At 37.3% G+C, this 26831-nt stretch carries 28 protein-coding genes; 19 read left to right on the top strand and 9 right to left on the bottom strand.

Annotated elements, in window-relative coordinates; genetic code table 11:
- Window positions 1-512: 512 nt before the first annotated feature.
- Window positions 513-803, top strand: a complete 291-nt coding sequence (locus R7Q39_RS22435) for a hypothetical protein (protein WP_258636966.1) — start codon at window positions 513-515, stop codon at window positions 801-803.
- A gap of 35 nt (window positions 804-838) precedes the next feature.
- Here R7Q39_RS22435 and R7Q39_RS22430 read toward each other — a convergent pair whose 3' ends face one another.
- The 3 genes from R7Q39_RS22430 to R7Q39_RS22420 form a co-directional block, all read right to left on the bottom strand.
- The gene (locus R7Q39_RS22430; protein ID WP_258636964.1) at window positions 839-1405 is read right to left on the bottom strand and encodes a hypothetical protein; all 567 of its coding nucleotides are present in this window, start codon (window positions 1403-1405) and stop codon (window positions 839-841) included.
- Between the two features lie 127 nt (window positions 1406-1532).
- Window positions 1533-3599, bottom strand: coding sequence for an NAD-dependent DNA ligase LigA (gene ligA / locus R7Q39_RS22425; protein ID WP_318076885.1), 2067 nt, complete (start codon window positions 3597-3599; stop codon window positions 1533-1535).
- A gap of 77 nt (window positions 3600-3676) precedes the next feature.
- Complete coding sequence (locus tag R7Q39_RS22420) at window positions 3677-4309, bottom strand: hypothetical protein (RefSeq protein ID WP_045593031.1); 633 nt, start codon at window positions 4307-4309, stop codon at window positions 3677-3679.
- Between the two features lie 182 nt (window positions 4310-4491).
- Here R7Q39_RS22420 and iscU point away from each other — a divergent pair, with 182 nt between their 5' ends.
- Window positions 4492-4869, top strand: a complete 378-nt coding sequence (iscU, locus tag R7Q39_RS22415; RefSeq protein WP_020331406.1) for a Fe-S cluster assembly scaffold IscU — start codon at window positions 4492-4494, stop codon at window positions 4867-4869.
- Window positions 4870-4881: 12 nt separating this feature from the next.
- The gene (locus tag R7Q39_RS22410; protein WP_318076884.1) at window positions 4882-5223 is read left to right on the top strand and encodes an iron-sulfur cluster assembly accessory protein; all 342 of its coding nucleotides are present in this window, start codon (window positions 4882-4884) and stop codon (window positions 5221-5223) included.
- Window positions 5224-5231: 8 nt separating this feature from the next.
- Here the strand turns inward: R7Q39_RS22410 and R7Q39_RS22405 are convergent, their stop codons facing one another.
- On the bottom strand, window positions 5232-5924 hold the full coding sequence (locus R7Q39_RS22405) for a hypothetical protein (protein WP_318076883.1): 693 nt from the start codon (window positions 5922-5924) through the stop codon (window positions 5232-5234).
- A 95-nt stretch (window positions 5925-6019) separates the two neighbouring features.
- On the opposite strand from R7Q39_RS22405, the gene R7Q39_RS22400 reads away from it, so the two are divergent.
- From R7Q39_RS22400 to R7Q39_RS22380, 5 genes are all read left to right on the top strand, one after another.
- The gene (locus tag R7Q39_RS22400) at window positions 6020-6868 is read left to right on the top strand and encodes a hypothetical protein (RefSeq protein ID WP_045593028.1); all 849 of its coding nucleotides are present in this window, start codon (window positions 6020-6022) and stop codon (window positions 6866-6868) included.
- Window positions 6865-7452 (top strand): thymidine kinase, encoded by a 588-nt coding sequence (locus R7Q39_RS22395; protein ID WP_258636960.1) that lies wholly within the window; start codon window positions 6865-6867, stop codon window positions 7450-7452. The genes R7Q39_RS22400 and R7Q39_RS22395 overlap by 4 nt, the downstream gene beginning before the upstream one ends.
- Before the next feature lie 60 nt (window positions 7453-7512).
- Entirely contained in the window at window positions 7513-8259 is a 747-nt protein-coding gene (locus R7Q39_RS22390) for a hypothetical protein (RefSeq protein ID WP_258636959.1), read from the top strand.
- 81 nt (window positions 8260-8340) lie between these two features.
- Window positions 8341-9429 (top strand): hypothetical protein, encoded by a 1089-nt coding sequence (locus R7Q39_RS22385; RefSeq protein ID WP_318076882.1) that lies wholly within the window; start codon window positions 8341-8343, stop codon window positions 9427-9429.
- Window positions 9430-9435: 6 nt separating this feature from the next.
- The gene (locus R7Q39_RS22380) at window positions 9436-9837 is read left to right on the top strand and encodes a hypothetical protein (RefSeq protein ID WP_258636957.1); all 402 of its coding nucleotides are present in this window, start codon (window positions 9436-9438) and stop codon (window positions 9835-9837) included.
- On the opposite strand, the gene R7Q39_RS22375 is transcribed toward R7Q39_RS22380, so the two are convergent.
- Window positions 9814-10323, bottom strand: a complete 510-nt coding sequence (locus tag R7Q39_RS22375; protein WP_258636956.1) for a hypothetical protein — start codon at window positions 10321-10323, stop codon at window positions 9814-9816. The genes R7Q39_RS22380 and R7Q39_RS22375 overlap by 24 nt on opposite strands.
- An 82-nt stretch (window positions 10324-10405) precedes the next feature.
- On the opposite strand from R7Q39_RS22375, the gene R7Q39_RS22370 reads away from it, so the two are divergent.
- The gene (locus R7Q39_RS22370) at window positions 10406-12601 is read left to right on the top strand and encodes an EAL domain-containing protein (RefSeq protein ID WP_318076881.1); all 2196 of its coding nucleotides are present in this window, start codon (window positions 10406-10408) and stop codon (window positions 12599-12601) included.
- A 149-nt stretch (window positions 12602-12750) separates the two neighbouring features.
- Complete coding sequence (locus R7Q39_RS22365; RefSeq protein ID WP_045593017.1) at window positions 12751-14028, top strand: hypothetical protein; 1278 nt, start codon at window positions 12751-12753, stop codon at window positions 14026-14028.
- Window positions 14029-14136: 108 nt separating this feature from the next.
- On the opposite strand, the gene R7Q39_RS22360 is transcribed toward R7Q39_RS22365, so the two are convergent.
- From R7Q39_RS22360 to pncB, 3 genes are all read right to left on the bottom strand, one after another.
- Window positions 14137-15498, bottom strand: coding sequence for a hypothetical protein (locus tag R7Q39_RS22360; protein ID WP_318076880.1), 1362 nt, complete (start codon window positions 15496-15498; stop codon window positions 14137-14139).
- A gap of 294 nt (window positions 15499-15792) precedes the next feature.
- A complete protein-coding gene (nadE, locus tag R7Q39_RS22355; RefSeq protein ID WP_318076879.1) occupies window positions 15793-17880 on the bottom strand; it encodes an NAD(+) synthase in 2088 nt (695 codons plus the stop codon).
- Window positions 17881-17955: 75 nt separating this feature from the next.
- On the bottom strand, window positions 17956-19263 hold the full coding sequence (gene pncB / locus R7Q39_RS22350; RefSeq protein WP_318076878.1) for a nicotinate phosphoribosyltransferase: 1308 nt from the start codon (window positions 19261-19263) through the stop codon (window positions 17956-17958).
- 181 nt (window positions 19264-19444) lie between these two features.
- Here pncB and R7Q39_RS22345 point away from each other — a divergent pair, with 181 nt between their 5' ends.
- From R7Q39_RS22345 to R7Q39_RS22315, 7 genes are all read left to right on the top strand, one after another.
- Window positions 19445-19984, top strand: a complete 540-nt coding sequence (locus tag R7Q39_RS22345) for a nicotinate-nicotinamide nucleotide adenylyltransferase (protein ID WP_318076877.1) — start codon at window positions 19445-19447, stop codon at window positions 19982-19984.
- A gap of 113 nt (window positions 19985-20097) precedes the next feature.
- Window positions 20098-21021, top strand: a complete 924-nt coding sequence (lpxC, locus tag R7Q39_RS22340; protein ID WP_318076876.1) for a UDP-3-O-acyl-N-acetylglucosamine deacetylase — start codon at window positions 20098-20100, stop codon at window positions 21019-21021.
- A gap of 42 nt (window positions 21022-21063) precedes the next feature.
- Window positions 21064-21516 (top strand): hypothetical protein, encoded by a 453-nt coding sequence (locus R7Q39_RS22335; protein WP_020331391.1) that lies wholly within the window; start codon window positions 21064-21066, stop codon window positions 21514-21516.
- Window positions 21517-21534: 18 nt separating this feature from the next.
- Window positions 21535-22053 carry a hypothetical protein gene (locus tag R7Q39_RS22330; RefSeq protein WP_038129067.1) on the top strand — a complete coding sequence of 173 codons (519 nt, stop codon included), beginning with the start codon at window positions 21535-21537 and terminating at the stop codon, window positions 22051-22053.
- Between the two features lie 73 nt (window positions 22054-22126).
- A complete protein-coding gene (locus R7Q39_RS22325) occupies window positions 22127-22606 on the top strand; it encodes a hypothetical protein (RefSeq protein WP_318076875.1) in 480 nt (159 codons plus the stop codon).
- 2 nt (window positions 22607-22608) lie between these two features.
- Window positions 22609-23829: a hypothetical protein gene (locus R7Q39_RS22320; protein ID WP_318076874.1), complete on the top strand. Its 1221-nt coding sequence runs from the start codon at window positions 22609-22611 to the stop codon at window positions 23827-23829.
- Window positions 23830-24127: 298 nt separating this feature from the next.
- Complete coding sequence (locus R7Q39_RS22315) at window positions 24128-24409, top strand: hypothetical protein (RefSeq protein ID WP_318076873.1); 282 nt, start codon at window positions 24128-24130, stop codon at window positions 24407-24409.
- 236 nt (window positions 24410-24645) lie between these two features.
- Here R7Q39_RS22315 and R7Q39_RS22310 read toward each other — a convergent pair whose 3' ends face one another.
- Complete coding sequence (locus R7Q39_RS22310) at window positions 24646-25164, bottom strand: hypothetical protein (protein WP_318076872.1); 519 nt, start codon at window positions 25162-25164, stop codon at window positions 24646-24648.
- Window positions 25165-25308: 144 nt separating this feature from the next.
- Between R7Q39_RS22310 and R7Q39_RS22305 the strand changes: the two genes are divergently transcribed.
- Together R7Q39_RS22305 and R7Q39_RS22300 are read left to right on the top strand one after the other, a co-directional pair.
- Window positions 25309-26124: a Dam family site-specific DNA-(adenine-N6)-methyltransferase gene (locus R7Q39_RS22305; RefSeq protein ID WP_318076871.1), complete on the top strand. Its 816-nt coding sequence runs from the start codon at window positions 25309-25311 to the stop codon at window positions 26122-26124.
- Window positions 26125-26175: 51 nt separating this feature from the next.
- Window positions 26176-26805 carry an NADAR family protein gene (locus R7Q39_RS22300; protein WP_318076870.1) on the top strand — a complete coding sequence of 210 codons (630 nt, stop codon included), beginning with the start codon at window positions 26176-26178 and terminating at the stop codon, window positions 26803-26805.
- Window positions 26806-26831 lie beyond the last annotated feature (26 nt).

Genomic DNA, 26831 nt, shown 5'->3' with positions numbered 1-26831 from the left:
GCCTTTCACCACCACCTAAATTAATTTCGCTTAGGCTCATTAGATTTAGATGGAGCACTTGGCGCTTTTGGGTAGAAACATTGTCGATTGAAGCACTTTAAGTGCTTCTTTTTTATTGACTATTGCCTTGTTTTTGGTATAGCATTAAACAAAATAATCAAATGGTAAAAGTTTTGAGTGTTGATATATCGCAAAAGGCAGAGTCTATAATCGAAAGAATGACCTTGATTTTCGATGATAAAGCAAGGTTAGGTGTTATTAATCATAAGCAAAATTTAGAGGCTGTATCAGTTAGCTCTGAATCAACATCTTGCAAAAGCTGTTTAAGCAAGCTTACTCCACTGGAAAGATACTGGTACATTGATACTTGTGAATCTTGCGAAAGATCGTCATTTTTGGAAAACGAAATCCAGAAGTTATCCCCGATTGATGCCACAAAAGTTAGAAGTTACGTTTTATTTAAAATGACGAACTGTGAATCAACAAAACTAATAAATTAAGCAGAAATTAAGATGAATAACCAAGAAGCGATTATTCAATATTTTGGGTCACTAGAATTGAAAAGGGCAATGAAGCTAATCTATAAGGATTCACAGCTTCAGGTTGCCGTAATATGCGAAGATAGACCAGGTAAGGTTCCTATTTTGGAGGTTTGGAGAAACTCTGAACAGTCACCATTTAGCTCTAAACAAATTGGCACCATTAGTGGCTATAAAGGATTTGCAAGTGAGATCTCGAAAGTGGATTTTGAGTCTGTTTGCAATGATGTTAAAGGTAAAATCCTAGAGTTTATGCCGAAATAAAAAATTAAAGACTGATTATTAATCAGTCTTTTTTATTAAATCGTATTTTCAAGTTCTGGTGTAGTGACGAGCCTTTTTCCGTTTGGTATCGTTAGAATGAGGTTGGTTCCTACTTTTTCGGCTTTCATCTGAATCTCATTCTCTGATGATAAGGATTCAATCGTGGCAACAATTTCTTCAGCTACAGAATAAGCAATAACATCAGATATTACGTCCTTTTCTATGGGCTTTTTGGAAACTATATAAACATGGTCATCCGAAATTTGATAGCCATCTAATTCATTGTAAAAGTAACCAGAACCAATTGAAAAGTTTGGCTTACTTATTCCACGTCCTAATTCACTAACATATGAAATTAAGCCTATAGATGGAAGCGATTTGATATCAATCTTCCAAACCTTTCCATTTACACTTTGTAATGACTCTGTAATTGATTCAGAAATGGTTTGCTTGCATCTGTTCATATCTTCTAATAAGGATAAGTGCGATTCAGCATATGATTTAGATATGCGAGGTCTTTTCCTTGCAGAGAATAAAATTGCGTTGTCAGCGTTATCAAATTGATAGCTTCTTGTTGGGCGAGTTTGGTTATTTAAAATCATGTCATTTCTTTTTTATTATTATTTATATTATGTGAATTATATCATCCGACAGATCGCTCAACAATATTTATATTCAAATAAAAAGCCGCATCGTTGATGCGGCTTTGATTTGCAAGAAGATTGACTCTTAGCTCATATATTGAGCCATGAAGTCGGCTTCGTTCAAGATCTTAATATCAACGCCGCTGTTTTGTAGTTCTTGTGCTTTAGAAAGCTTGCTTCCAGCTTTATCACCATAAAGAACAGCGCTTGTCTTTTTACTTACAGAGCCGCTTACTTTAGCGCCTTTCTGTTGAAGGAGTTCTTTGATGCTGTTTTTATCAAAGTTTTCCAATGTGCCAGTAACAATCCACGTTTGACCTGCTAATTCACTTGATGCAGCTTCGACTTCTTCAAAGGTAATCCCTACCTCAAGAAGACCATTGATAAGGTCAATGTTTTCTTGACTAGCAAAGAACTCAATGATGTTACTTGCAGTACCATCACCCACATCATTGACTTTGATTAATTCATCATGGCTGGCATTCATAATCGCGTCGAGTGAGCCAAAGTATTTCATTAAGTCGTTTGACGTTGATTCGCCAACACCAGGAATACCAATGCTGTTGATGAACTTATCCAAGCGGCAATGTTTTGAAGCTTGAATGCTCGCAATCGCTTTTTTAGCGCTTGCGATACCTTTGCCTGGTAGATATTGAATGTCGTCAATATCTAGTTTGTACAGGTCAAGGACATTTTTAATTGCCCCTTTTTCATATAGCGCTTCAACAATCTTGTCACCGATACCTTCAATATTCATCTGCTTCTTGCCAGTGAAGTGCGAGATCGCTTCAATAGCCTGCGCTGGACAAGTTAACCTTGCACTACAAAAGATACCAATAATATCTGGTTTGGTCATAGTAGGTGCATTACATACTGGGCAGTGAGTCGGCGGTTTAATTAACTCTCCACCATTTGATTCAAGTACGCCCTCAAGATGTGGGATTACATCGCCTCTGCGAGAGATGGTTACAGTGTCACCGATTCGTAAACCGAGCTTTTCTACCTTCTCAAAATTGTGAAGGGTAATGTTGGATACAGTAACACCACCACAATGCACAGGCTCTACGCGCCCCATAGGAGTTAAAATGCCTGTACGACCTACCTGAACATCAGATGACTTTAAATCCGTGTTGGCTGTCATTGCAGGGAATTTTCTAGCAATAGCAAATCGAGGGATTCTGTTCGTGTATCCTAGCTCTTCCTGTCTTTCAACATCATCAACTTTGAAGACAATTCCATCAATGTCAAAAGGAATATCAGATCGAATATTTTCAATTTCATCGTAGAAATTATACATATCTTCGATTGATGAAAGTTGTTTAGTGTATGGGCTTTTACGGAAACCAAACTTATGCAGCATGGATAGTCGTTCAAAATGACTGTTAGAAATATCAAGATCGCCACTTTCAATATAACCTAGACCATAAGGAATAAAGCTAAGGTTTCTTTCTTTACTCAGTTTAGGATCAAGTTGACGGATTGCTCCAGCAGCACCGTTTCTTGCGTTTGCTAAGCCTTTTTTGCCATTTGCTTCGGCTTTGGCATTGTAATCTTCTAATTGCTTCTTGAGCATAAAGCCTTCACCGCGAACTTCAAGTTCAGGGATGATAATGTCGCAATCAAGTTCCATAGGGATGTCAGTGATGGTTTTAACTGTATGGCTCACATCCTCGCCATATTCTTTATCGCCCCTTGTTAGAGCGTATGCAAACTTGTTGTTCTTGTAAAAAATAGATAGTGCTAGACCATCCAGTTTCAATTCCGCTACGTACTTGCCACCAACGCTTGCTTTACCTTGCATTGTTTTTTTAAGTTCTTCGTTATCGAAGGCGTTATCAAGTGAAAGCATAGGCTTCTTATGCTTAACGGATTTGAACTTATCAGAAAGCTTGTCACCAACACGCTGAGTTGGTGAGGTAGACTCAATATTGTTTGAGTTGGATTTTTCGAACTTTTGAATCTCTCGGTACAGAATGTCATAATCTGCATCAGGAATGATTGAAACATCATTTACGTAATACTGAGTGCTGCATTTGTTCGCAAATGACACCATAGCCAAGTAGTGTTCATAGCTGCCTTTATCATCACGTAGCATTAGTGATTGATATGTTGCAATTGCACTGTTATCTAAAATCTGAGCAGGAGAATTCATCTGTCTCTTTCCTTCAATTTATTTATTTAATTAATTAATGATTTAAATAGAGAAGCAGGGCGAGCCTGCTTCAATCATCAATGGTTTTCTTTTCTCTTTTGCGTTGCTATGCCAATTTTTCTTGCACATGCTTCAGCATATTCCACATATCTTACATTAATGTACCTTAGAATGCAATCTATGTATAATAAGAAATAACTATTTCCCGTGGTTTCAAAATTTCGAACCATTTGCGTAGGAAGCATAGAGCGGCGAAGGACAGGATGGAGTTTGTTGAATTCACTTTTCCCAGAAAAGTGTTTTTGTATAAGACAAGCATCTTTTAACTCGATGCCTGAATCAAATGAATTTTCGAAAAGTTCATCGTGAAATTTTGGCTTTACCTCATTAAAGTGGTTGTACTTAAGTACTAGATTGCCGAAAACATCATGATTCATACCGAGAAGTGGGTCATTGCCACTGGAGCTTTTTTGATATGCCGTGTTGAGGTTAGTATCATTTATAAACTCAATAAATCCCTTCTTAAGCGTGTCATCAGATATAGTGAAAGCCTGAAAGCTAGATAGTATCACGATATCTTCTACCAGATCTTGAACATTTACCTTATTGCAACTTCCGTTGAGCTGAACAGTGGACATGTTATCTATGAACAATTCTGTAGCAATTAGGACTTCACCACTTATAGAGTGTAAAAGTGATTCTCTATTCATATCAGCACCAATATAAAGAACGATGCATAGAACTTACTGCAAGCGCAAGTGTTTGTCAATTAATGGGTATTTTTGATTTTATATTCAATTTTAATGTGCGGATAAGGTTTTATAGATATTGTTTGAATTTAATCTTTAAATATGAAAACATAATACCATAGTAAATTACTCAGGTATTAAAAATGGCATATTCTAATAAAGTAATCGATCATTACGAAAACCCAAGAAATGTTGGTTCAATGGATAAAGAATCGAAAGATGTTGGGACTGGTATGGTAGGCGCTCCTGCTTGTGGTGACGTAATGAAACTTCAAATTCAAGTTGAAAATGGAATTATAAAGGATGCGAAGTTCAAAACATATGGGTGCGGTTCCGCAATTGCGTCAAGCTCTTTAGTCACTGAATGGGTAAAGGGCAAGACTGTGGATGAGGCTATAGAAATCTCTAATAGCCAGATAGCAGAAGAGCTAGAATTACCACCAGTGAAAGTTCATTGTTCAATTCTGGCTGAAGATGCAATAAAAGCCGCGATAGCAAACTACAAATCAAAACAAAACTAGGAATGAGTACAGATGCAAACTATTGGAATTAGCGATGAAGCAGCAAGAATGGTACAAGAGTCCTTCAAAGCAAGGAAAAATGGGGTAGGACTCTTTGTGGGGGTCAAAACCTCTGGATGCACAGGTTACAGTTATGTTTTAGAGTTTATAGACGATTTAGCCCCATACGAAGAAAAGCCTGGATCCGTAATTATCCAGGATAAAGGTGTAACCTTGGTATCAAATGAAAAAAGCTTAGTGCTGCTAAATGGTTCAATACTTGACTATAAAATAAAAGGGTTAAATAAAGGATTTGAGTTCATCAACCCGAACGTAAAAGACCAGTGCGGCTGCGGTGAAAGCTTTAACGTTTAAAATAGGATTTAACCGTTAGATATCTTCTTTCCCTGCAAAAAGCTTGGGATTCCCTCTACATAATCACTTGAAGAGTCAGTTACCAAAGCTGGCTTTTCATTTTTTGTGTTTTTATCATTATTATTAATGATGAGAACATTGTCGTTATCTTCTAACGTGTCTGTACTTGTCGATGTTGTTGTTTCCAGCATCGAAAAAGGATTGCTAGCTTCATCAGCTTTAACGGTTTCAGATTCTGAATCAAAATGGCATAAGATAACATTCTGAGTTTCTGTCGGATTTCTTAGAAGGATACTGGCATCATAAATACGTTTATCACATATATCTTTACCCGCGATAATGTAGACCTTCTTGTACTTCGGTAGTGAAGTGCCAGATTTAACATGAGTGAGTAAATGGGTAAGCTGATCAAAATCTATGATAATATGATCGCCAACAAACCTATTTAAATAAATAACTGAATCAAGAGTTTCAATATCTCTCAATGTTAGAATTTTATGGATAAACAAGCTTGTAAGCTTACAAGACTTTTGAAAATCGTTCGATATGATAACAACCTTGTCAGAGTTTAGCTTGAAATTGGTGCGAGCAAACTTAGTGTGTGTTGTTATTATTTGTTGGTTAAGGCTAGTCTCAGGGCGAACTGTTTTGCTTTTTAGCATTTTAATAGCCTGAGAATTCAGCCGAATTTGATCACACATTATGACTCCATAATAATTGATAAAGTTATTTAGTTTATTTAGAATGTAAAGTTATCAAAATAAGACCATTAAATCAATTTGGATAAGACAAATCTATGAGTATAGTAAAAAAAATACCAATGCTGGTTTTTAGCTATGTTCATGATCATGGCATGGACAAGGATTCATTATCCGCTGAAGACTTTGTGCTGGCTCAAGACATAGAAACTAGAATGACGAGCGTTTTTCACATTAACAATAAGAAAGTTAATGGGAAGGATACTTCATTCAAATTTTCTGACGTGAAGCAGATGGAGTTACTTAGAGACCGTATTGATTATCTATGTGTCTGTAAGCCGTTAATAGGCAGGGATAAAGCAAAGTCTTGGGTCTACTCAATGAGTAGAGACATAGAGAAAGAAAAAAAAGAAATTTCAATTAATAAAGTTTTTGACAAGCTCAAGGAAGATTCCAGTAAGCTTGTTGACCCCCTTAAAAAAGAATGTATCGCGGTAGCGCGAAAACTTATACCACAACTTCCAAAGAACTTTGACATTAAAGTTACTCTCGATTGGGATCGGTCTAGAAAGCACTCATATGGTTTTTATGAAGAAATCAATCTTTCAGAGGACGGTCTCGTCCAGTGCGAAGTAATTTTAGCAATGAAGTCATTTTTTTCTCCATCAGGCAAACCTCTTAATCTAACTAGAGAAGAGTACTCATCTTTCAAAAATGATCCCGATATAGGGCAGTTTTCTACAAAGATATGGCAGTTTCATATGTTGACCATGTTTTGTCATCAGGCAGCTCATGGAATCCAAGAGTTTTGTCAGCATGAATTAGAGATGGGTAGTAAGTACTCGATTCATCATGGTGAAGGATTTGAAAGCTTGTATCGAGCTTTCAGGAAAGAAATAGTTAACCCACGATTAAGTAAGCAAAAAATAAAGGTAGGAAGAAAATGAGTCTGTATTTCAACTATTCAAGTATGAATGCTGGTAAAAGCACATCACTTTTGCAAGCAAGCTACAATTACAATGAGCGAGGTATGGGTACGATACTTATGACTCCTATGGTAGATGACAGATCAGGAGTTGGTGTAATAGGCTCAAGGATTGGTCTTAAGGCAGATGCTCATGCTGTGAAGCCTAATGACAACCTATTTGAAAAAGTTAAAGAGATCATCAAAACACAAGAGAGTGAACTGCCTGTAAGGGCTGTGTTTGTTGATGAGGCTCAGTTCTTGTCAGAAGCTCAAGTAGACCAGTTGTCAGATATTGCTGACGACCTTGGGCTAGCTGTGTTGGCGTATGGCTTAAGAACAGACTCATTTGGTGAGTTGTTTCCTGGTAGCAAGAGACTACTGGCGCTCGCTGATAAGATTAGAGAGGTTAAAACAATTTGTAAGTGTGGTAAAAAAGCCACGTTTGTTGTTAGATATGATTCGGAGGGTAATCCTGTAAAAAGTGGTAGTCAGGTTGATATCGGTGGCAATGACAAATATGTCTCTTTTTGCAGAAAACACTGGAAAGAAGAAATGAGAAAATAAATTAAGCAAATAAAAAATCAAATAAAAAATCAAATAATAACAAAAGAAAAGAATAATAAAATGAAATATAAAATAAAAGTAACAGGCGATTCATCGGTAGTGAAAGATTTCGTAGCATACTGCAATCAGCATAACCTAAAGGACTTTAAGAGTAAGGGATACTCCCTTAATTCAATTAAGTCGATAATAAAAAATGCGGATTACTCTATTGGTATGAGGTGTGTAAGCTTGGTCAATGACTCAACAGCTTTAGTTTCAGGAACGGTTAATTCTCAGGATGCAGGAATCGACACAGAGATTCTGTTAGGGATGTCTAAGTTGTTTCCAAAACTATACTTCGAGGCGCGTTCTATCTGCGATAAGAACATGCAGGTTGTAGGAGTTGAGGCTTACAACGGTTACATAAGCAATCCATTTGAGTATGAATCATTAAAGAGTTTAATAGAAGTTTATTTCACTTATATGTGCTCTCAAAAATTCTATGAAACTAAGTCTGCAAACATCAAGTGCAGTAGAGGTTACATGGGACGTTTTGATTTGGTTTCTGAGAAAGAATGTTGCGCTACCGATGCAAGTGTTAAGCAATACGATTTTAACTTTGACAACGGAGCTTCGTTTAGAGTGGAAGTGAGAGTGGGTTCTGATGGTAAAAGCAAAGTTGGATTCAATGTCTTTAGAATGATAAATAAAAAAGATTCTAAAGAAAAAGAGTTCAAAACGCTTGCTGATTTCTTTATTAATAACCTAAGCGCTAGCTTTCTTAACTCGCACAAGGCTAACAAAATCAACAACATAAAGTCTGCTTAAAAAACCATCTTGAGGGATTGATTCTTTCTTACTAAGGGAGTATCATTCCCTCAATTTCAATATAAAATGAACGGCAAGTGAATGAAGGAATCTACAAACAGCATCTACGATGCGGCTAAAAAGATGGATAATCCTGGCTTAATTCTAGAAGAGATCGTTAAAAGTATTGAAGAGAACAGAGATGTAGAATCTTTTGTTAAGTTGGCATTTAATTTTGCTTTAAAAAACCAAGAGTCTTTAAGTGATCTTCTGGAGAAACTGAAGAATCACTCGCTGTATAGTGACTTGACTCGCTCGTACATCATTGACCTGATCAGACGACTTTCATCAAGCAGGTACTACAAAGAAAATGATGATAAGCGTGTCGATTACTTGGTGATGTTGCCAGTTATCATCAAATCACATTTTGGCTCTCATCAAGAGAATGGTGTATTACCGCCAATTATTCGCAACAATCTTTCAAGTAAGCTTGAACAATTCTTTTCGGCTAACGGTATGACTTGCACAGTTAAAGTTGAAGGTTCAATCTTTAACTATGAAGATTACAAACCAGGAATTTTTGATTATGTAGAGTATGAAAAGTACTTCAAAATAATCGCAAAAGACGAGATTGCAGTTAGCGGTGACAAGCATGAACTGTTCATGATACCAATGCGAGTTTCACTTAAACGTGATGCTGAAAGCCACTTCTTTGATAATGGTGAGTCATTCAACAGCGCGAGCACTTATGAATCATTTGAATCATTTCAAGATGATATTAGATGCCTAGTTCAGTTTATCTTTAAATCATCTAAGTATAACGTATCTGTTGTAAATCCAATGCTTGCTAATGAGGCGCTTTGGGGAACATTGTCGTTTGTTCGAATTGAGAAGTGCTTATACGAGATAGCGAAGCAAGCAATTATTGCTAAACCTAGTGATTACAAGGTAGTCGTTTCAAGCTGTGAAGAAACAGGTAAGATCAGGATTTGTTTTTACGTACAAAATGAAAACTTTTATGCTTTCGATTATGGAAAGCCAATCAATATGGATCATGAAAACCAGCCCAGAGACCTAGATTACATCCAATACTTCTTAAGTGAGTATGGGTTTGGAGTGACTGTGGTTGAAAAAAATGTGGAGGGATCACTCACAGAAGAGTTATCTAGGACGCTGCTAAGAGTGACATAAATAATAATGAAAAGAATAAACTTGGCGCTAAATTATATCGAAAAAACAACAGGCAACAAGAATTACTCATTTGATAAACTAATAAAATCGAAAAGAATGCAAATCGTAAATGCAAATTTACATGGTAACGATATTGCTTACTTTTCTGTTGAGGATGAAAGGTTGGTGATTTTAGTATCATCAAAACTGTCAGTCGCCCAAAAGAAATTTTTGGCTGCACTCAGCCTTGTAAAGCTCGATATATTGAATCAAATTAATAAAGAATTGGTGTTTAGCAAAGATGACATAACGAATAATACGCTAGACTCTGAAGTATGTATGGCTATTGTTCTATTAGACCCAGATCTTTGCCAGAACACTGAAAAAGTAAATGAGTTCCATAAATTATTGAAAAGTCAATTCGGATGATTCTTTACTAACTTTGCTTTTTAAAGCCGTAATGATTTTTTTACTCATTTCTTCGTTGTTAATGACAGAATCCCCATAAAGGTTTTTCACTGGATTGGTTAGTCTTTTGTATTTATTGGTTTCAATTGAAAATTTGCTCGTAAAGTTTAAGTTTTTGTCAAATTGTGAGCTAATAACTCGATTCTTTTTTACGAAAACAACCCATCCACCGCCTGATTTGGTATTCGTCAGGGTAATGATACGACGAGAGAACAAAGACTCGATAAATGCCAGATTGTTCTGGCTGTTCTGCTTCTTGAATTTTTCTATATATGCAAGACTACGCACATTTTCATCTTTAGAAAAAATGTCTTCATCAATATACACTTCCATTGCGCTATCAATAAACGCAACCATGTCAGGAAATTCCTCCCTTAACTTTCTTGCTACTTCATATCTTTCAGCGGTGCTGGCAGAGTCAATGGTTTGATAAATTTTCTTTTTCATAACTAGCTGATTTTGTTTAATTTATTATATTTTTATAACAACTTGATTTATGTTAGAATTCGCGCCCTGAGTAGAGGTGTGTATGAATTTTGCCAAGTCAATTGCTATTGTTGTTTTTGTAATATTAGTGCTGTGTTTTAATTTATTTATCGAGATCTTAGAAATAGAATATGAAGATCTAGAAGCTACAACCGAGCGGTCTAACCATGTAAGTGATATTGCTAAAACTAACTTGTCTAGGGTTTTACACAGGATAGAGACTTATAAGCAATCATACATCATGCTAACACAAGCAAATATGTATGATAAAGATAAAATAGACACTATCGTTTATTCGCAAAATAACGAAAAGTGGGAGTGTCATTTTATAGGTAGAACGGCGGAGTTCCCTGAGGTCTTAAGTGTACAAAATTATAAGAGTCTTATTGTTGGTGGTAAGTTCTATCAGATTAAATATGATGTTCCTAATCAATCAGTGAGTGTATATCACCAATTTCAGAAATTGGAAAATGGCATTCCTTTGGATTACGCGATTTTGGTTACTTTTAATATAAGTGAGGAAACTCATGCTTTAAAAGAATCGCACCATTTCGACTATTTTAATATTGTAAACAATACAATCATTATCATTGAAGAGAATGGTACAGTAATAGAACCTAGTTTTGTCAGTAATTTAATCTACAATTCTAACCTAGCGCAAAGAGCGACTAAGATTGATGGGTTCTATGTTTCAAAGCAACACAGTGAAATGGGAGTCGATATTATAGTAGCCATCCCATCTTATGATAACAGCTACTTTTCTGCCTTCAGGCTGGTGGATGTGTCTTCCTATGTGATTACCATCAGTCTTCTTCTTGGCTGCTTGCTTATCTTGATGAGAAAATCTTCAGTTTATTCTAAAGAGTCTGATCGGTTAAATAATGTAGTAAGAATGATTGGCTCAGGTGATCTTAGCACCAAAGATTTGCTGTTTGGGAAGCTTTTGAAGAAAGAGTCTTCAGAGAAGCTCTTTAGAGTTGATAAAGACCTATTTCAGACCAAAAACGATGTCATGGTATTCAGAGAAAAAATGCTAAATGGATCGGTTTCTGACTATGTTTATTCTGGATACAAGTATCACTTCATTTTTGTTCTTGAGGTCACGAACGTCTTTGATATTGCCCTTACAAGGAACGAAAACTTCACTGTAAATTCATTTATCAACTCGTTTTCTTTCTATATTAACGAGTCAAACGGTCTTTTCTTAAATCACGTTGGTTCTCTTGATTTCAAGAGGGTGATCTCTTTTGTAAGTTTAGAAGCGCCTCTTACAAGACAAGATCTTATTGCTATTCATAATAGACTTTCTGACCACTCTTCATATTGCCACTTTAGAATTTTTGCTCTTCCTGTAAGCATGGAAGATAAGGTGGATATTTCTGTGTATAAGCTCCTTTATGCATTTACAAAACACGATGATGATATCTTAGTTTGCCAGGAGAAGTTCTTTGATATTGAAACGGATGTAAGCGAGTGCTCTTTAAAGCTTCCGTCTGCTTTGGAGAACGACGAGTTGTCACTAGTCTACCAACCAGTGATAAATATCAAATCAGAGCGTATGGTGTCTCTAGAATCGCTTCTGAGATGGGATAAGAAAAATGAGCAAGTATCACCAGCGCAATTGATAGACATGTTCTATATGAATGGTGGGTTGGGTAAATTAACAGAGTTTATTGTTAAAAAGGTCTTCATAGAGGCGCGTAAGTTTGAGTTGCTAGGTAGGACTGACCTTAAAATTTCAATCAATCTTTCAGAAAAGCAGTTGCTGGAGAAAAAGCTTATCTCTATCGTGAATAAGCATTTAACTTCATCTTTAGTTAAGCCTGAAATGATTGAGTTTGAGGTCTCTGAGTCGATAGCTATGAAAAGGAATATTCAGGTACTGGAGAACCTGATTAACCTGAGCAATCTCGGCTTCGGGGTTGTTGTAGATGATATGACTAGCCCGTTGATCGTTAGCCAGTTATCCGCCAATGTGAACATCACAGGCGTAAAAATAAACTCAATGATGATATCGAATAAGGCTGATATGAAAATCATGTCTCAAGTTAAGGACAATATGGCAGGTAAGTCTATTGATGTAGTTATAAAGATGGTAGAGAACCTAAAATCAAGCAATAACTTTAGGGACAGAGGCTTTAAGTTAATGCAAGGGAATTTCTATCAACCATCCACATCAATGGACAAAATTTATACAGCTTATCTCTCAGATTCAAGAGTTAAAAAATATAGGGTATAAAATTAAAAATAGCCTTAAAGCCCCGTAAATACGGGGCTTTTGTTTATTAATTCTATGTACAACATCAGATTCTTTTGTTAGTATCATTTATGAAAAAGGGTCTTTTTGACCTAAATAAAATATAAATTTATTAATAAAAGGTGGAGAGGATGAATCCGTATGAATTCGTTTTCTCTGATCACGCTAACAAAAGATTTAATCAAAGATTTCCAGGTTTAGTTTTAAGTAATGAAATAAAGACTCTAACACCATGTAAAGCTAAAGATTTAAGCTTTATCTCAGGTACGCTTTCGTATAGGCGTATTAAAAAATCTGAACGTCATAAATATCGTTTCTTAGTATCCGATAGTGGTGCGTATTTCATCTGCAAAACAATGGGCGTGATCGGAGGTGTAGAGCATCTAAAGGTAATAACAGTCCTCAAAGATGAGGATAAGGGTTTCCATCAGGAAATGCTTGATTATGCTTTAGAGCTTTACAGGAAAGAACAAAAAATTGAACAAAAGAAAGAAGCTGCGTCTGAAATAATAGTAAATAAAAGCGCAAAACCTTTAAATGAAGATCCAAAACCAGTTCTTACAGAAGAAGAAAGGAAGGAGCTTGAAAGGCTTCGTAATCAACAAAAGCGCGAAGATGACTATCATGAGGCAATTGCCTATTTGATTGATCAGCCAAAGCTTTTGTTTATTAAAGATATCAAGGAAGACGTAATCGATCAAAACATCAATCGTCACTGTACGGTTGTTGGAATGCTTGCTTCTCTTTATCGCTCTTACATGAACCTGAAAGAGAGAATGAAAGCTTTTGAAATCGAAGACGGTGATATCAAACAGTTCAAGAAACGCGAGCTGTCTTCAATTGCTCAAAAGCTTGAGAAGGCATTTATCATCAGGGCAATGGTCATCCATGAATCCGTTGAAACCGAATGGTATGAGTTGATTGACGAGCTTGTTTCTGACTATATCGATATGGCATTAACAATCCTCGACAACGTTTACGGAACATCTAAAATTTCTGTAAAAAATAGAGATTCGGTGATATCAATTTTTTCAGCCATAACAAAGGCTGAAGGTGTATCATTCGTAGATAATGCTAAGCTAAGATCAATCTTCTCTTACCTTGTCGCTTACGAACAGTTTGAAATGACAGAGATCTATAAAGGTCAGTCATTTACGGCAAAAGAGCTGGCAGGTAGGGTTTTCCAAATCTCATACTTATCAAAGCTGAGCTTCGTAAGTGATGAGTTAAAGCACAAGCTACATGGTATTACCTCGTTCTATGATGTGGTTTTGGATAGGGTAAGTGATTTAGAAATTGATGATATGTTAAAAATTTCAGTTGCTGATTTGATTCCAAGTACGAAGGTGGATGTTGAGATAGATAATGCAGAAACCGAAGAAAATGATGAGATAGCAAGTAGCTGTTGAATACAAAACCCAAAGTTATAGCTTTGGGTTTTTATTTTTTAACAGTCTAATTAAATTGAGTATAAAAAATCGCCCATGACAGTGCATGAGCGATTTGTCCGTTTTTTATTATTTAACTCGATGAGCAGATTCAAAAAACTTCATTAGCTTAACCATTTCTTTTGCAGCTTCATGTTTAGGTTTGTAGTCAATTCGATTCTTTGTTCTGAAGTATGACACTTCATATTCAAAATTCCCTGATTTAACCATATGGCTGATAGTCATGGCAGAAAGTGGGGCAATAGATTCTTTCCCTTCTTTTACCGCATCTTTAGGGGATATAAAGATTTCCGAATGATGCTTTTCCAGTTCTGATTTGAGTGCTGTTAAATCATTTTTGTATATTAAATCTAGAATCTTAATTTCTAAGTCTATATCCTGATTTTTGAAAAGTTCATAATGTGTTTTGTTCATTTGTAGAATCGGATATTTTTCAACCATTAGTTCTACCCTAGCTTTGCTTGATTTAAATTCGTTTAATCCTTTCATTAACGAGAAAGCAACTGCTTTAGATAGTTCAGGTGTTTCCTTATATTCAACTTCTGTAAACGCGCTTAATAAAATTAATTGACCAAGAGGATCACCCATCAAAGAAGCATTGTACATTTTTATGTCAGGAGAACCGTAGCTTGAAATTGCATTTATCTGATTATATGGAATAATTTTTGTTTCGGATTCGCTGACGTACTTAACTGGAAGGTTAGTTTCTAACAAGTTCTTATTCATGTTAGCAAAATTTATCAATACAACCATCATGATGGATAAGATACACAATACTTTTGCTAATTGTAGATGTTTATATGTGATCTTTTGCTTTGCGATTACTATGTTCTTTTCTTCAAACTTTTTCTCTTTTGCTTGAAACTCAACATAATTCTGCTCTCTGGTGTTTCCGAATAGGTAAATGAACATTACAAAAATTGATAGACCTTCGTAAATGCTTGTTACTTTCTCAGATTCAAAGAATAAAGCGCTTGGCTCCATAAGTGGGTATGTCCCATATAATGGATATAACATGGCAATAATCATGTATATTGGAACGGCTAGCATAATAGCGTGAAACCATATGTAACTAACATTAAAAGGGTGGTTTCTCTTGATGCTTTTTAGAAGTTTAAATGGCAAAATCTTATCCAAAAAGATTTCATCATCAATGCTTGCATATGTATTAATAAACGGAATAAACATGGTTCCGAAAGTATACAAAGCTGCAACGAACATTAGCGGAGAAACAATGCTAAAATAATCCATAGAGTCACCACTATCGATAGCCATTGGCATTGAGATAGTCACTCCAATCATGCAGATGATAAAAAAAGCAAACAAAGGCAGGGATTTCTTGTATTGAGATTGCCTTAGCTCATAAGTGGACATGTCGGTTTTTTTTGAAAGGTTATCCAGAAAGCTGGATATTTTTTCGATCATATTCATTTTTTAATTGTTTTCCATTTATTTATATTTTTCATAAGTCTAAATCATTATTTAAATTAATAAAAACCTTTTTTTATTTTTTGTGGAAAATCCCAATAGAACATTGGGCGACTCAAATTTATCTTGACTGAAAAAAGAATTCGTATACCTTGGCTTGATTGGGTATGAACTGGAACGGCTCCCAGCTTACCAACGTCTATAAACGACCTAGCCGCCTAGTAACAAAAATAAAACACCCGCTTGCCAAGCGGGTGTTTTTGTTTCCTTTGAATTGGAGTTTTCGAGGTTTACTAATTAGTGAAAAGTATCTACTTCTGCTTGTAACTCTAAGATTTCTTTTTCATATGCTGATGAAAGAAGAGGGAATCGCTTATACGTTTTTGGATCCAGGCTGTTAATCTCAATGTGGAAACCTGGAGCTTGACGATCTCGCTTCCATTGGTTTCTAAATAGTAGCTGGAAGTAACGTACTACGTATTGACACAAAGTTGCCTTACTGAAGTTCGGGAACTCAACACAGATGGCTTCCCATGTTTCAGTTGGGCTTTTTCCTGCTTCTAGAGTAAGGATTAGGATGCGATCTAGGATAGGGAATGGCATCAAATCATCTTCGTCTTGTTGTGCAGTAGGTCTAAGCTCAGCAGTAGGTCTTTGGTTATTGATGAAGCTCAGAGAGTGCAGGCATACAGAATATTCCTCATTTACTGTTACGCCTTGCTCTTCCAGCCATTGCAACATAGAGAGGATTCGAGTTTTCGTTACCCCTGAAATTGGCGCTAGCACACCAGAACTATCACCATCCATTGTTACATATCCAACCGCGCCTTCTGACATATTACTGGTGGTTAGCAAAAGTTTGTTTTCTAGGTTCGCTACCATCCAAATGCTCGGAGAACGAACGCGAGCTTGAATGTTTTGACGGGCGATGTCGTGTTTATCCCAATCAAATTCGATGCCTAGTGATGTTCCAATCATGCCTTCATAGCTATCAACAAGCTCAGAAATATTAAAGTTGTGGAATTTTGAGCCGATTTCACGCGCAAGAGACTTCGCTGCGTTAAGTGTCACGTCACCACTATTGCTAGAGCCTTGATAAGCGCAAGTTAGGTACTTGGACACAATTGAAGGACAAATATCGACTTTTAGTTTATGCAAAGAATCATTAGAGCTATCTAGTGACTCTAGTTTGCTAACCAATTCATCATCCATGTATTGAAGCAAATGTTCAGGGAGAGAGCAGGCACCATTGTCTTTCTTGCTGATCAATTCAGCAAGTTCAAAGTACACAGATAGGAATGTTGCTGAACCTACAAGAGCTGAGTCAGCGCCACCGCTAAGAGAAAGAGCGTAACCTTGAGTTTTTGTTTTTCTTGACCAGTCACGCAAGCCAATTGAAATTGCTCGAATGGCTTCCTCATGAGCCAGATTATCACTCAATTCCCAAGCTTCAATGTCGAAAGACTTATCTAAGATTTTCGAATCAAAGTTATGCTCAAGTTTGACCTTGATAGTTTGATTCTCAGCGTTAAAGTCTGAGTAGTAACGCTGGCTAGTATTAATCTGACCAATGCGGCTTTGAGATAGGTCGATATCGGCAGTTACAACTTCACAGTTAGAATAGTGGAATCGCTTACCTTGGTTGACGAGTTTACCATCTACAGCAATCATCGCGCCAGCATCATAGATCGAACGACCCGACTCACAACCCGATAGGTTTGAATACACGTAACAAGCTGAATATGCGCGGCTTGATTCTTCTACCAGACGCTTACGCGTCAGGAATTTACCGATTGAGAAATGACTTGCACTTGGGTTAGCAATAATGTCTACGCCTTGATCGAAAAGACCTTGTGCTGTACGAGCTGATACCCAGCCATCTTCACAGATTTCAAGACCAACCTTTACCCCGTTTACATCATAAACGATATTGCCAATTGCAACTTCTTCTTCGATGCCAGGAAGGTTGATTAGTGCGTTTTTCTTGCTTGTCCAAGGAGTGAACCAGCGTTGCTCATAATGGAGACCGTTTGCTGCAAGATTTCGTTTCAGTGAGATGCCTTTAATCCCATTGTGGGTAAGCATAGCAACACCGTTATAAACACGGTTGTTGATCAGAACAGGAAGTCCAACCGCTACAACCATCGTTTCAGGTACGTGTTGAGTGAGTTCTAGGGTGTGCTTTAAAGCTTCTTCGCTTAGATGAGGCGTGTAGAAGAAATCCTCACAGCCATAGCCTGTGATTGACAATTCAGGAGTGATAAGAATTGCTGCGCCATCCTTGTTTGCCTGCTGAATGGCTTCTTTGATGTGTTCGATGTTGCCATACCAGTCCATAGGGGTCTGATTAAGAGAGCAGGTGCTCACGCGGATCGTATTTTTCATAAACTTTTCCAATTTAATTATTAATCAAGCCCTGCAAGCAGGGCTTTGCACTTTTAGATTATAGTTATCAAATAATTAACTTAAAAGATCTTCTTCTTTGTAATCAAAAACTTTTTTCAGGTAAGTGATGAATTCCTCATCTTCACACATGGTTTTTCCTGGGCTGTCAGATAGTTTAGCTACTGGTTTGCCGTTAGTTTCAACAAGCTTCATCACCATGTTCATTGCTTTGAAACCTTCGATATCCATGTCAGCAGTTAGGAATGTGCCGATACCGAAAGACATTTTGATACGACCTTTGAAGTGGTTGTAGATGTCTACAGCTTTCTCTAAGTCTAGACCATCACTAAAGATGAGTGTTTTTGTGTTAGGGTCGATTCCAAGATCTTCATATGCTTGAATAGCCATCTCACCCCATTTAAATGGGCAACCAGAGTCATGACGAAGTCCGTCGAACAGCTTGCCAAAAAACAGGTCAAAGTCTTTAACAAATGCTTTCATTGAAATGCAGTCTGTTAGAGCAATACCTAGCTCACCACGGAAAACCTGTACCCAGTTTTCTAGCGCAGCTTTCTGGCTATTGACAAGCTGGTATCCAAGGTTCTGGTGCGCTTGGAACCATTCATGCGCTTGAGTGCCAATCGCTGTAAGATGGTGCTGAGAGGCAAGGCGCACATTTGAAGTGCCAACGAAATGTTCTGGCAACTCACGCTTTAGTGTTTCGACAAGGTATTCATGTACTTTTCCAGAAAAACGGCGACGAGTACCAAAGTCAGCGAAATGGAAGTTTTCATCAATACGACCTAACTCACGTTGCTTTTTAAGCCATTTGATTTTTTCGTGAAGTGGTTTTTGGAATTGTTCCATTGTTGCATTAGGGTACAGGTATAGGTTACGACATTCGCTGACGATAGCCATTACGTAGATTTCGTAAAGAATGTAACCAATCCAAGAACCGTTATACTCGATTTCTAGGTTGTTTTTACCTGTTTGCGTAATTGAGATGTGATTGCTGTTCAGTTTGTACATTGATAGGTACTCAAAGAACGTCTCATCGTAGAACGGCGCTTTCTCGCGTAGGTTGTTTAAGCCTGTTTCATCCAGACGCAAATGACTAAGCATTTCAATCTGGCGTTTAACCTCAGGCATAACAGAAGCAAGATCTTCATCATTGCGCACTTTGAATTTTGCTTTAACTTTAGCGCCAAGATGCATCTTAAAGATTGCGTACATCATGTTGAACTTGTAGAAATCGTTATCAAGCAAGCTCGTGATGATACGGTCACGATGATGGAATGCAGAGTTAATAGAATTTACTTCTACATTGCTTAAAAGGGAGTTGTGTTGTTCTTTTTTAAACTGAGTATTTGTTTGACCGTTCATGTGATTTACCTTAATGCATAATCTGAATTTAGGTAAATACTAACCCTCAGAAAGCATACTGTCAATACCTAAATTCAAAAAATGAATTAAGGTTGCTTGGTTTGTATTTTTGTGCTCTTATATAGAAATAGAAGGGTAATATCCCAATCAAGTTTTTACATTTGAAATAAAAAGGTTTTTTATGAGTCTTAAGATAGGAATTTTCGGTAGTGCATTCAATCCACCAACAATGGGTCATGCAAATGCGATATTGCAAGTTCGCGATCAGTTTGATGAAATTTGGATGGTTCCAAACTTTAGCCATGCTTTCGGTAAGCAGATGGTCGATTTCGACCTAAGATGTAAGCTGGTGGATGCATTTAGTAAAGAGATGGTCAACAACTATGGTGTAAAGGTTAAAGGGGAATACTGTGAAAAGGACATCGCGAAAGATGGTAAGCCTGTTTATAGTTACGATCTCCTTTCTCACCTGACACGGCAGTATCCTGGTTGTGAATTTAGCCTAATCATAGGTAAGGATAATGAAGATAACTTTGATGCGTTTTACCGCAGCGCGGAGATAAAAGAGAAATGGTCTTTATCGGTAGCTCAGGATATCGTAAGCATCCGAAGTACGTTAGTGCGGAATCTCATTAAAGAGGGAAAGGCTATTGATGAAGTTGTCTTCCCATTAGTGAAAGATGTCATCTTCCGAGAAGGCATAAACAAGAGCTACATTTGATATTAGCCGCTTTTAAGCGGCTTTTTTATTACTGGTATGACCAAAATTGACCAACTATCGCTCAATTGGTATTATCAATTGATATTGCAAATAAAAAATAAGAAGAAAAAGAAATGAAGCAAAGAACTATCAGGAAGAAATCAGAGTTTTCTGGTATTGGATTGCATACAGGGAAAATTTCCCATGTGCTTTTAATGCCTGCCCCTGTAAACCAAGGCATCAGATTTTATAAGCGCGAGTCTGATATGGATGTAGAGATCCCTCTCTCATTAGCATCAGTGAAAGATACACAGCTTTGTTCAGCTATTGAGTACAACGGTGCAAAGATAAAGACTGTAGAACATTTCATGGCTGCTTTAGCAATGGCAGGAATTGATAATATCAGTGTTTTCGTAAGTGGCGATGAGATGCCAATTATGGATGGGTCAGCGAGTCCTTTCGTTTATCTAATCAAGGAAGCTGGCATTGAGATTCAACATGCCCCAAAGGAAATCATTAAGGTTAAGCGTAAGATTCATGTTGAAATGGATGACAAGTACATAACGATTGAACCATCAAATAACTTCGTTATTGACTATCAAATAGACTTTGAACACACAGCAATCAGAAGCACTCCGCAACAAGCTTTGTTTAGCTTTGCTTCTTTGGACTTGGTAAGTGAAGTGGCTAGATCTAGAACGTTCGGGTTTCTAAAGGAAATTGAGTATCTACAAAGCATAGGCTTGGTCAAAGGTGGTAGTTTTGACAATGCGATAGTGCTTGATGATTTTAAGGTTTTGAATGATAATGGGTTAAGATGTGACGCAGAGTTCGTCAATCATAAAATTTTGGATGCAGTCGGTGACTTCTATGTGAAGGGGAAACAGATTGTAGGCAAGATTACAGCGTTCAAATCTGGACACGCTCTAAATAGCTTGGCTCTCACTGAACTTCTCAATAATGAAGAAGCTTGGGAGTTGGTTAAGATAGAAAGTAAAGATTCAGGTCTGAAATATTCAAATCAATTAATAAATGAAAATGTAATTTTAGAGTGTTAGTTGAGCTTCGCTGGTCTTCACTAACATTGAAAAGGAAAATTTATGAGTATGAGAAATGCAACCCATGCGGAGTTTGTCGCGAACTTCAAGTCGCTAAACGATACAGTACAAGTAGCTATCAATAGCAAAGAGCTTGTTAATGTTTTTGTGTCACTTGAAGAATCAAAGACAATTTTCCCTGATTCATTGATGCGACATAAGAAAAACAAACTCATTAAGCCGCTTGCAGCTTATCAGAAGCACAAAGCGTTTTTCTGGGCGATGAACTTTTTGCTGCTAATCACGCCGCTACGTATGTTCTTGCTAGCGACACTGGTATTCGCAGGTGTTATGCATCTTGCTTACAAGATCTTCAAAGATGAAGTTTTTGCGCACATGGCTTCTAGTGAAGAGTTTTACCAAAAAATGGTTGATGATCGCGTAGTGATTGTTTCAATTGCAGACACAGAAGCAGTTGATGAGTCTGAGAAATCAGATGAAAAACCTTTAGATTAATTTTTGGAGATAGCTAAAATGTTTCCAGGTTTTAAAATTGAAGACCACGATAAATTTCGTGACATCTATGACTTTCTAGTTGCGAAATCTAAAGAGTCAGAAGATGAAAGGGAAAGAACTTTGTCTTTTGCTAGTTTCGAATTCAAAAATCCACATAGGCTTTTTGTCGAGTATTCTAGCAAACCTCAAAGTGCGCCATTTGGTTTGCATCGATACTTTACATCGAACTATGTTCATGGCATGGGTGTTTATGGAAAGCTAAGAGCAAAATTCTTAGATTTTATGGATTTCTTGTCTATCGAAACATTCTTTGTGGTTTTGTTGCTCTTATTCGTTCCAGTGATTCTGGCTTCAACGCTAGGAATTGCAATCTTCATTGCTTTGATGGAATTCGCTCTTCATAGAGAAATTAAATCATTGGAAGAAGGTCTTTTGATTGAAGCATACAGTGATAAAGAGTTCTTCCACGAGCTGGTGGAATCTAAAGAGTTAGCAGTCATTAGTTATGTTAATAGTGAGTCATTTGAGCTGTCTTAATCAGCTTATGATTCAGGGGCGGGGTGTTAGCACCCCGCATTAAATTTATTAAATTAATAAAAAATAAGTTATAATGAAATATACAAAAATTCAGAAAAAATTATTGCTTGAATTGGTTGAGCTAACCATTAAGAAAGTACAATATCGTAATCAGCATAACACTCAATTTGCTATGCAAGTTGACCTGTTAATCCTAAAAAAGAAAAGAGAAATGGAAGTTGAAGGTATCCGCTTCTTTGATTCTGCGATTCGAATTACTGATGAAAGTATTGATGGAAACATGATTAATGAGTTTGTAGATGAATACTTAAAAACTCATGAAGATGATCTTCTTTTTATTGATAAATCTCACGACTTCAATAAAACAAAGGCTTTCTGTTTTTACACAAACAGAAATAGCGTTAGTAATGTGGCTCGTTTTATCGAAGAAAGGTTTTCTACATCCAAAATTGAAGATGAGCATATTGATAATCTCAGTATGGATCATTGGTTTGTTCCAGAGTTCTTAAGTGACAGCTCCCTTTCTCAGCTAAGAGATAAGCTAAGAGGTTAGGAATGTTTGATCCCATCATAGGCTATGCAAATTTAGGGTCTTTCGCAGGTATCGGTAGTAGACGAATCAGTCATATTACTTCACTAAAACATGCGCAGTTTGCATTCTGCATGGCGTTGTTTGGTTATACGAACAACACAGGTGGGGCAGATGGTATAGACACATCGACAGAATTTGGTTCCAAGCTTGCGTATGATTGGCTTTCAGATAACTTTGGATTGCCAAAGGGTGAATACGAAAGAGTGCTAAACTGCTTCTTACCTTGGGCTGGTTTTAATGGTAGAGGTAACGGCAAAGAATATATCGTTCCGCCTAAAACAAATCAGATCGTTAGCATTGCTCAAAGTCACCATCCAGATTGGCAGTATCTTGGGGATGGCGCAAGAAACATGATGTGTAGAAACACCTGCCAGGTTCTTGGTGAAACACTACAGAAGCCTGTGAACTTTGTCATGTGCCACACTCCTGATGGTGCTTTAGATGAATCTCAAACATCTTCAAAGACGGGAGGTACTGGTCAAGCTATCCGTATAGCTAGCAGAAGAGGTATCAAGGTATTTAATACAGGTAATCCTCAAATTGATGCGTTAATTGATCAGAAGCTCGAAAATGCGCGACATGTGATTCTTCAGCATTTTGGGTTTGATCCACTAGAGTATGTTGAGAAGAAATACAATGAGTTCCAACCATTTAAGAAAGTGCATAAGGGTGACTTTGTGCAGGCTATGTTGGACAAGGAATACGACATACTTATTCATGGCTGTAACTGTCAAAATGCGATGGGTAGTGGTTTCGCTCTGAGAGTTAAGCAAGAATTTAATGAGGCGTACCAAGCTGATCTACGAACCAAAAAAGCTGATAGGAAAAAGCTTGGTACTTTCACCTATGCAAACCTTCAGCGCGGCGATGCAAACTTCACTGTTGTGAATGCATACACTCAGTTTAGGTGGGGAAGACAACCGATACTACATAGCGATTATGAGGCTGTTAGAAAGTCTCTAAGAGCAATCAATAAGGCATTCCCAACAGGCAGGATTCTGATGCCTAGAATCGCGTCTGGACTATCTAATGGATGTTGGGTAACAGTATCGAATATCATTGCTACCGAACTGAATGGAAGAGACATAACAATTGTTGAGAAGAAAGAGAAGGAACTAGATCTCGAACTTAATTACACATCAGGTAGGGAAATAGGTTCTCAGCAACAACTAGGCTTCTTCTAATGAGGATAGGTAACGGGACAAAGGTAAGAGTGTTGAGCGCATTACTTCTTTTGACTCACATCCCCTTTGCCATGCATGTTTTATCTAGTCAGGGAATTGAGCCTCTATTAGTCCAATATGTCTGTCTTGGCTTAAATGCGATAATTTATGTTGTAGGGGTGATCTACCCGAAGTCGTTTTCATTGTGCTTAGGGTTAATCTCAAAGCAAAAATCCGACTAAAGCAAATAGTCGGATTATTGATTTAAGAGAAGAAATTAAGTTAAGTAGTTCAATACGGCTAGATGGTCAGGTTTAGCATGAGTATTTATAATTCTACCAATCAGACACATGTTTTGAGCTTAAATACAGAGCGTCCAGATCAAGCGACTTTTATCTGTTTGTCATGTGGGAACAGAGATAATGCAGACTCAAATGCAGCTAAAGTGCTAAAGAAACGACTGATACATTACATTAAAGAGAATGCGTTTGCCAAAAGCAAAACTCGTAAAAGTATCGTAAAAAGAAAGAAAAAACTGGCTGACAGAACCGACACCAGTATAAAAACGAGAGACAAAGAAAGCGCGGTGCTAACGCTTTAGTGATGTTAGCCATAAGACCATAGAACGATGGCACCTTTCGCCTGATATTTCACATCAGAAACGTTTCTAACAGGATGAATATTTGGGCTTCGGCATCAATTATTCAGAAACCCAGCCCTTTTGGGCTGGGAGGTTCATTCGACCTTCCTATCTCAATCTTTAATTCCTTGTCGATATCCGATGGGATGTCGTAATTCGACCATTGTATTTTCCCGCAATATTAAGATTGTTGTGTTCTAGATAAATTCAAGGCTTTTTCTTACGAAAGGTAGATACCTTGATTTGGCATATTCTGCAAGATAGTGTGAGTTTATCCTGGCTCTGGCTTCAGACTCTGATTCGCCCACGCTCTTGAAATGATAAAATAGATTTCTCATTGTTAACTTTAGCCTGGTTAACATCTTTTCTTCCCAAAGAGGAAATGAGTCGCCTAAACCATCTTTTAACTTATCAACAAATGGGTCATGACTGACACTCATTGTCATCAGAGTCATTGATGCAATATCAGCTAGTGGGGAATCAATGTCGTCAATCTTGATTAAGTCAGGAAGAATGGCTTCAATCATTGACATTGAAAGCATCTCATCAAACACGTCCATTCTTGTTGTTTCGAAATGAAATCGAGCCAGGAAAAAATGGTCACTATTATCATCACCGCATAGTGTTCGAATCTGGTTAATTACTTCTTCTTTACTCATGCTTTCTGTTTCTGGATTGCCAGCCAGCTCGCGTAGTTTTTCGCTTAACTCTTTCATAAATTTTACTATTTGTCATTTTTTGATTATTTACATCTTACACAATCTTTTTTATGTGGTAAAATATTTTGATGTGCATTTTTACCTGTATTTCGCACTAAACAAATTGAAGAACTAAAAATTAATTAATAAAAGAGATAAAAAATGAGTGGAATTACTTATGAACCGTTTATCAAGTGGGCTGGTGGTAAGCGTTGGCTTACTGATGTTATAAAAGAGTTTTACACCAATAGCGAAGCAACAAGCTTTGTTGAACCATTCTTTGGTGGTGGAGCTTGCGCGTTTGCGATTGAAGCAGAAAAAACCATTGTTAACGACATAAACCCTCATCTAATGAATATGTACAGGCATGTTAAGAGTGGTCTGGTAGTTGATTTGAAGAAATACGGTATCGACGGTGATTACTATAAAAACCGAGAGCGTTTAAATCAATTAATCACCAATGGTAAAACGCACAGTGAGGAATTTGCCATACTGTTTTACGTCATTCTTAGAACAAGCTTCAATGGTATGTGTCGCTACAATAAGAAAGGCTTCTTCAACGTCCCACAAGGCGATTCTAAGCCACTAATCCGTGAAGACCTTCTTGGCTACAAAAATATCATGAGTAATTGGGAAATCCTCTCTACGGACTTTGAAAAGATTCTTCTTCCTGATAACGCATTCCTTTTTGTTGACTCTCCATACGATGAAACGTTCTCTAGCTACTGGGTAGACGGTTTCTCAAAAGATGATCATGTACGCTGTATTAAGTGGGCTGGTAGCACAGGGTTGCCTACAGTACTAACAAATAACCCTACAGACTTCATTCTAAGTCTACTAGAAGAAAATGGATTCGAGTTTAAAGTAATTACGAAAAACCATTCTATCGCGGCAGATGGGGAGAAGCGCGGTAAGAAACCTGAAGTTATCGCCTGGAAAAATGTTCAAGCGCCAGACAAGATAAAGAGACTAAGCTAAGAGTCGATTTTTGGGGGCTTGCCCCCTTAAAGGATTGAGAAAGGAAATTTTATGAATCAACAAAAAAACAAGGTTCATTTTCGTACATATGATAAAGAAACCTCAGCAGCATTTTTGAAAACAAGAGGGAAGTGGGGAGAACTGTCTAACATGTGTGCGGGGTTTCCGATCTCAATTAATGGATTGGAACTTCTTGGCACAGAAGCTTTGTATCAATCACTTCGTTTTACTGAACACCCTGAAATCCAAAAGTTGATCTTTGAACAGGAGAACTCGTACTTTTCTAAGAAGTGCTGTCAACCTTTTGTTGAAAAATCTAGAAAGTATTGGATGAAAGAAAGGATTCAGTTTATGCGATGGTGCTTACAGCTTAAGATTGCGCAACACTGGGATGTTATTGTTCCAATCCTAAATGAATCTAAAGGGATGCCCATCGTTGAAATTTCAAAGCATGATGACTTTTGGGGCGCGAAACTTCAAGGGGATGGCAGTCTATATGGAATGAATGTGCTTGGTAGGCTTTGGATGGAACAAAGAGAAATCGTCTTCAATACAGGCTTTAAAGCGTTCGAAAAAGTTTTACCTCCAGATTTGGAAGGTTTGATGATACTTGGAAAGCCAGCACTAGGTTGTTTGAGTAAAAAGCCTCGTGAGGCATGTGATCAGCTTGGGTTCTTTTAGGAGGTCTTTAATGACCTCCAATTTTC

It is taken from the genome of Vibrio sp. 947, assembly GCF_033339115.1.
GTDB classification, from domain to species: Bacteria; Pseudomonadota; Gammaproteobacteria; order Enterobacterales; family Vibrionaceae; genus Vibrio; species Vibrio alginolyticus.
This window is presented reverse-complemented; position numbering and strand designations above follow the sequence as displayed.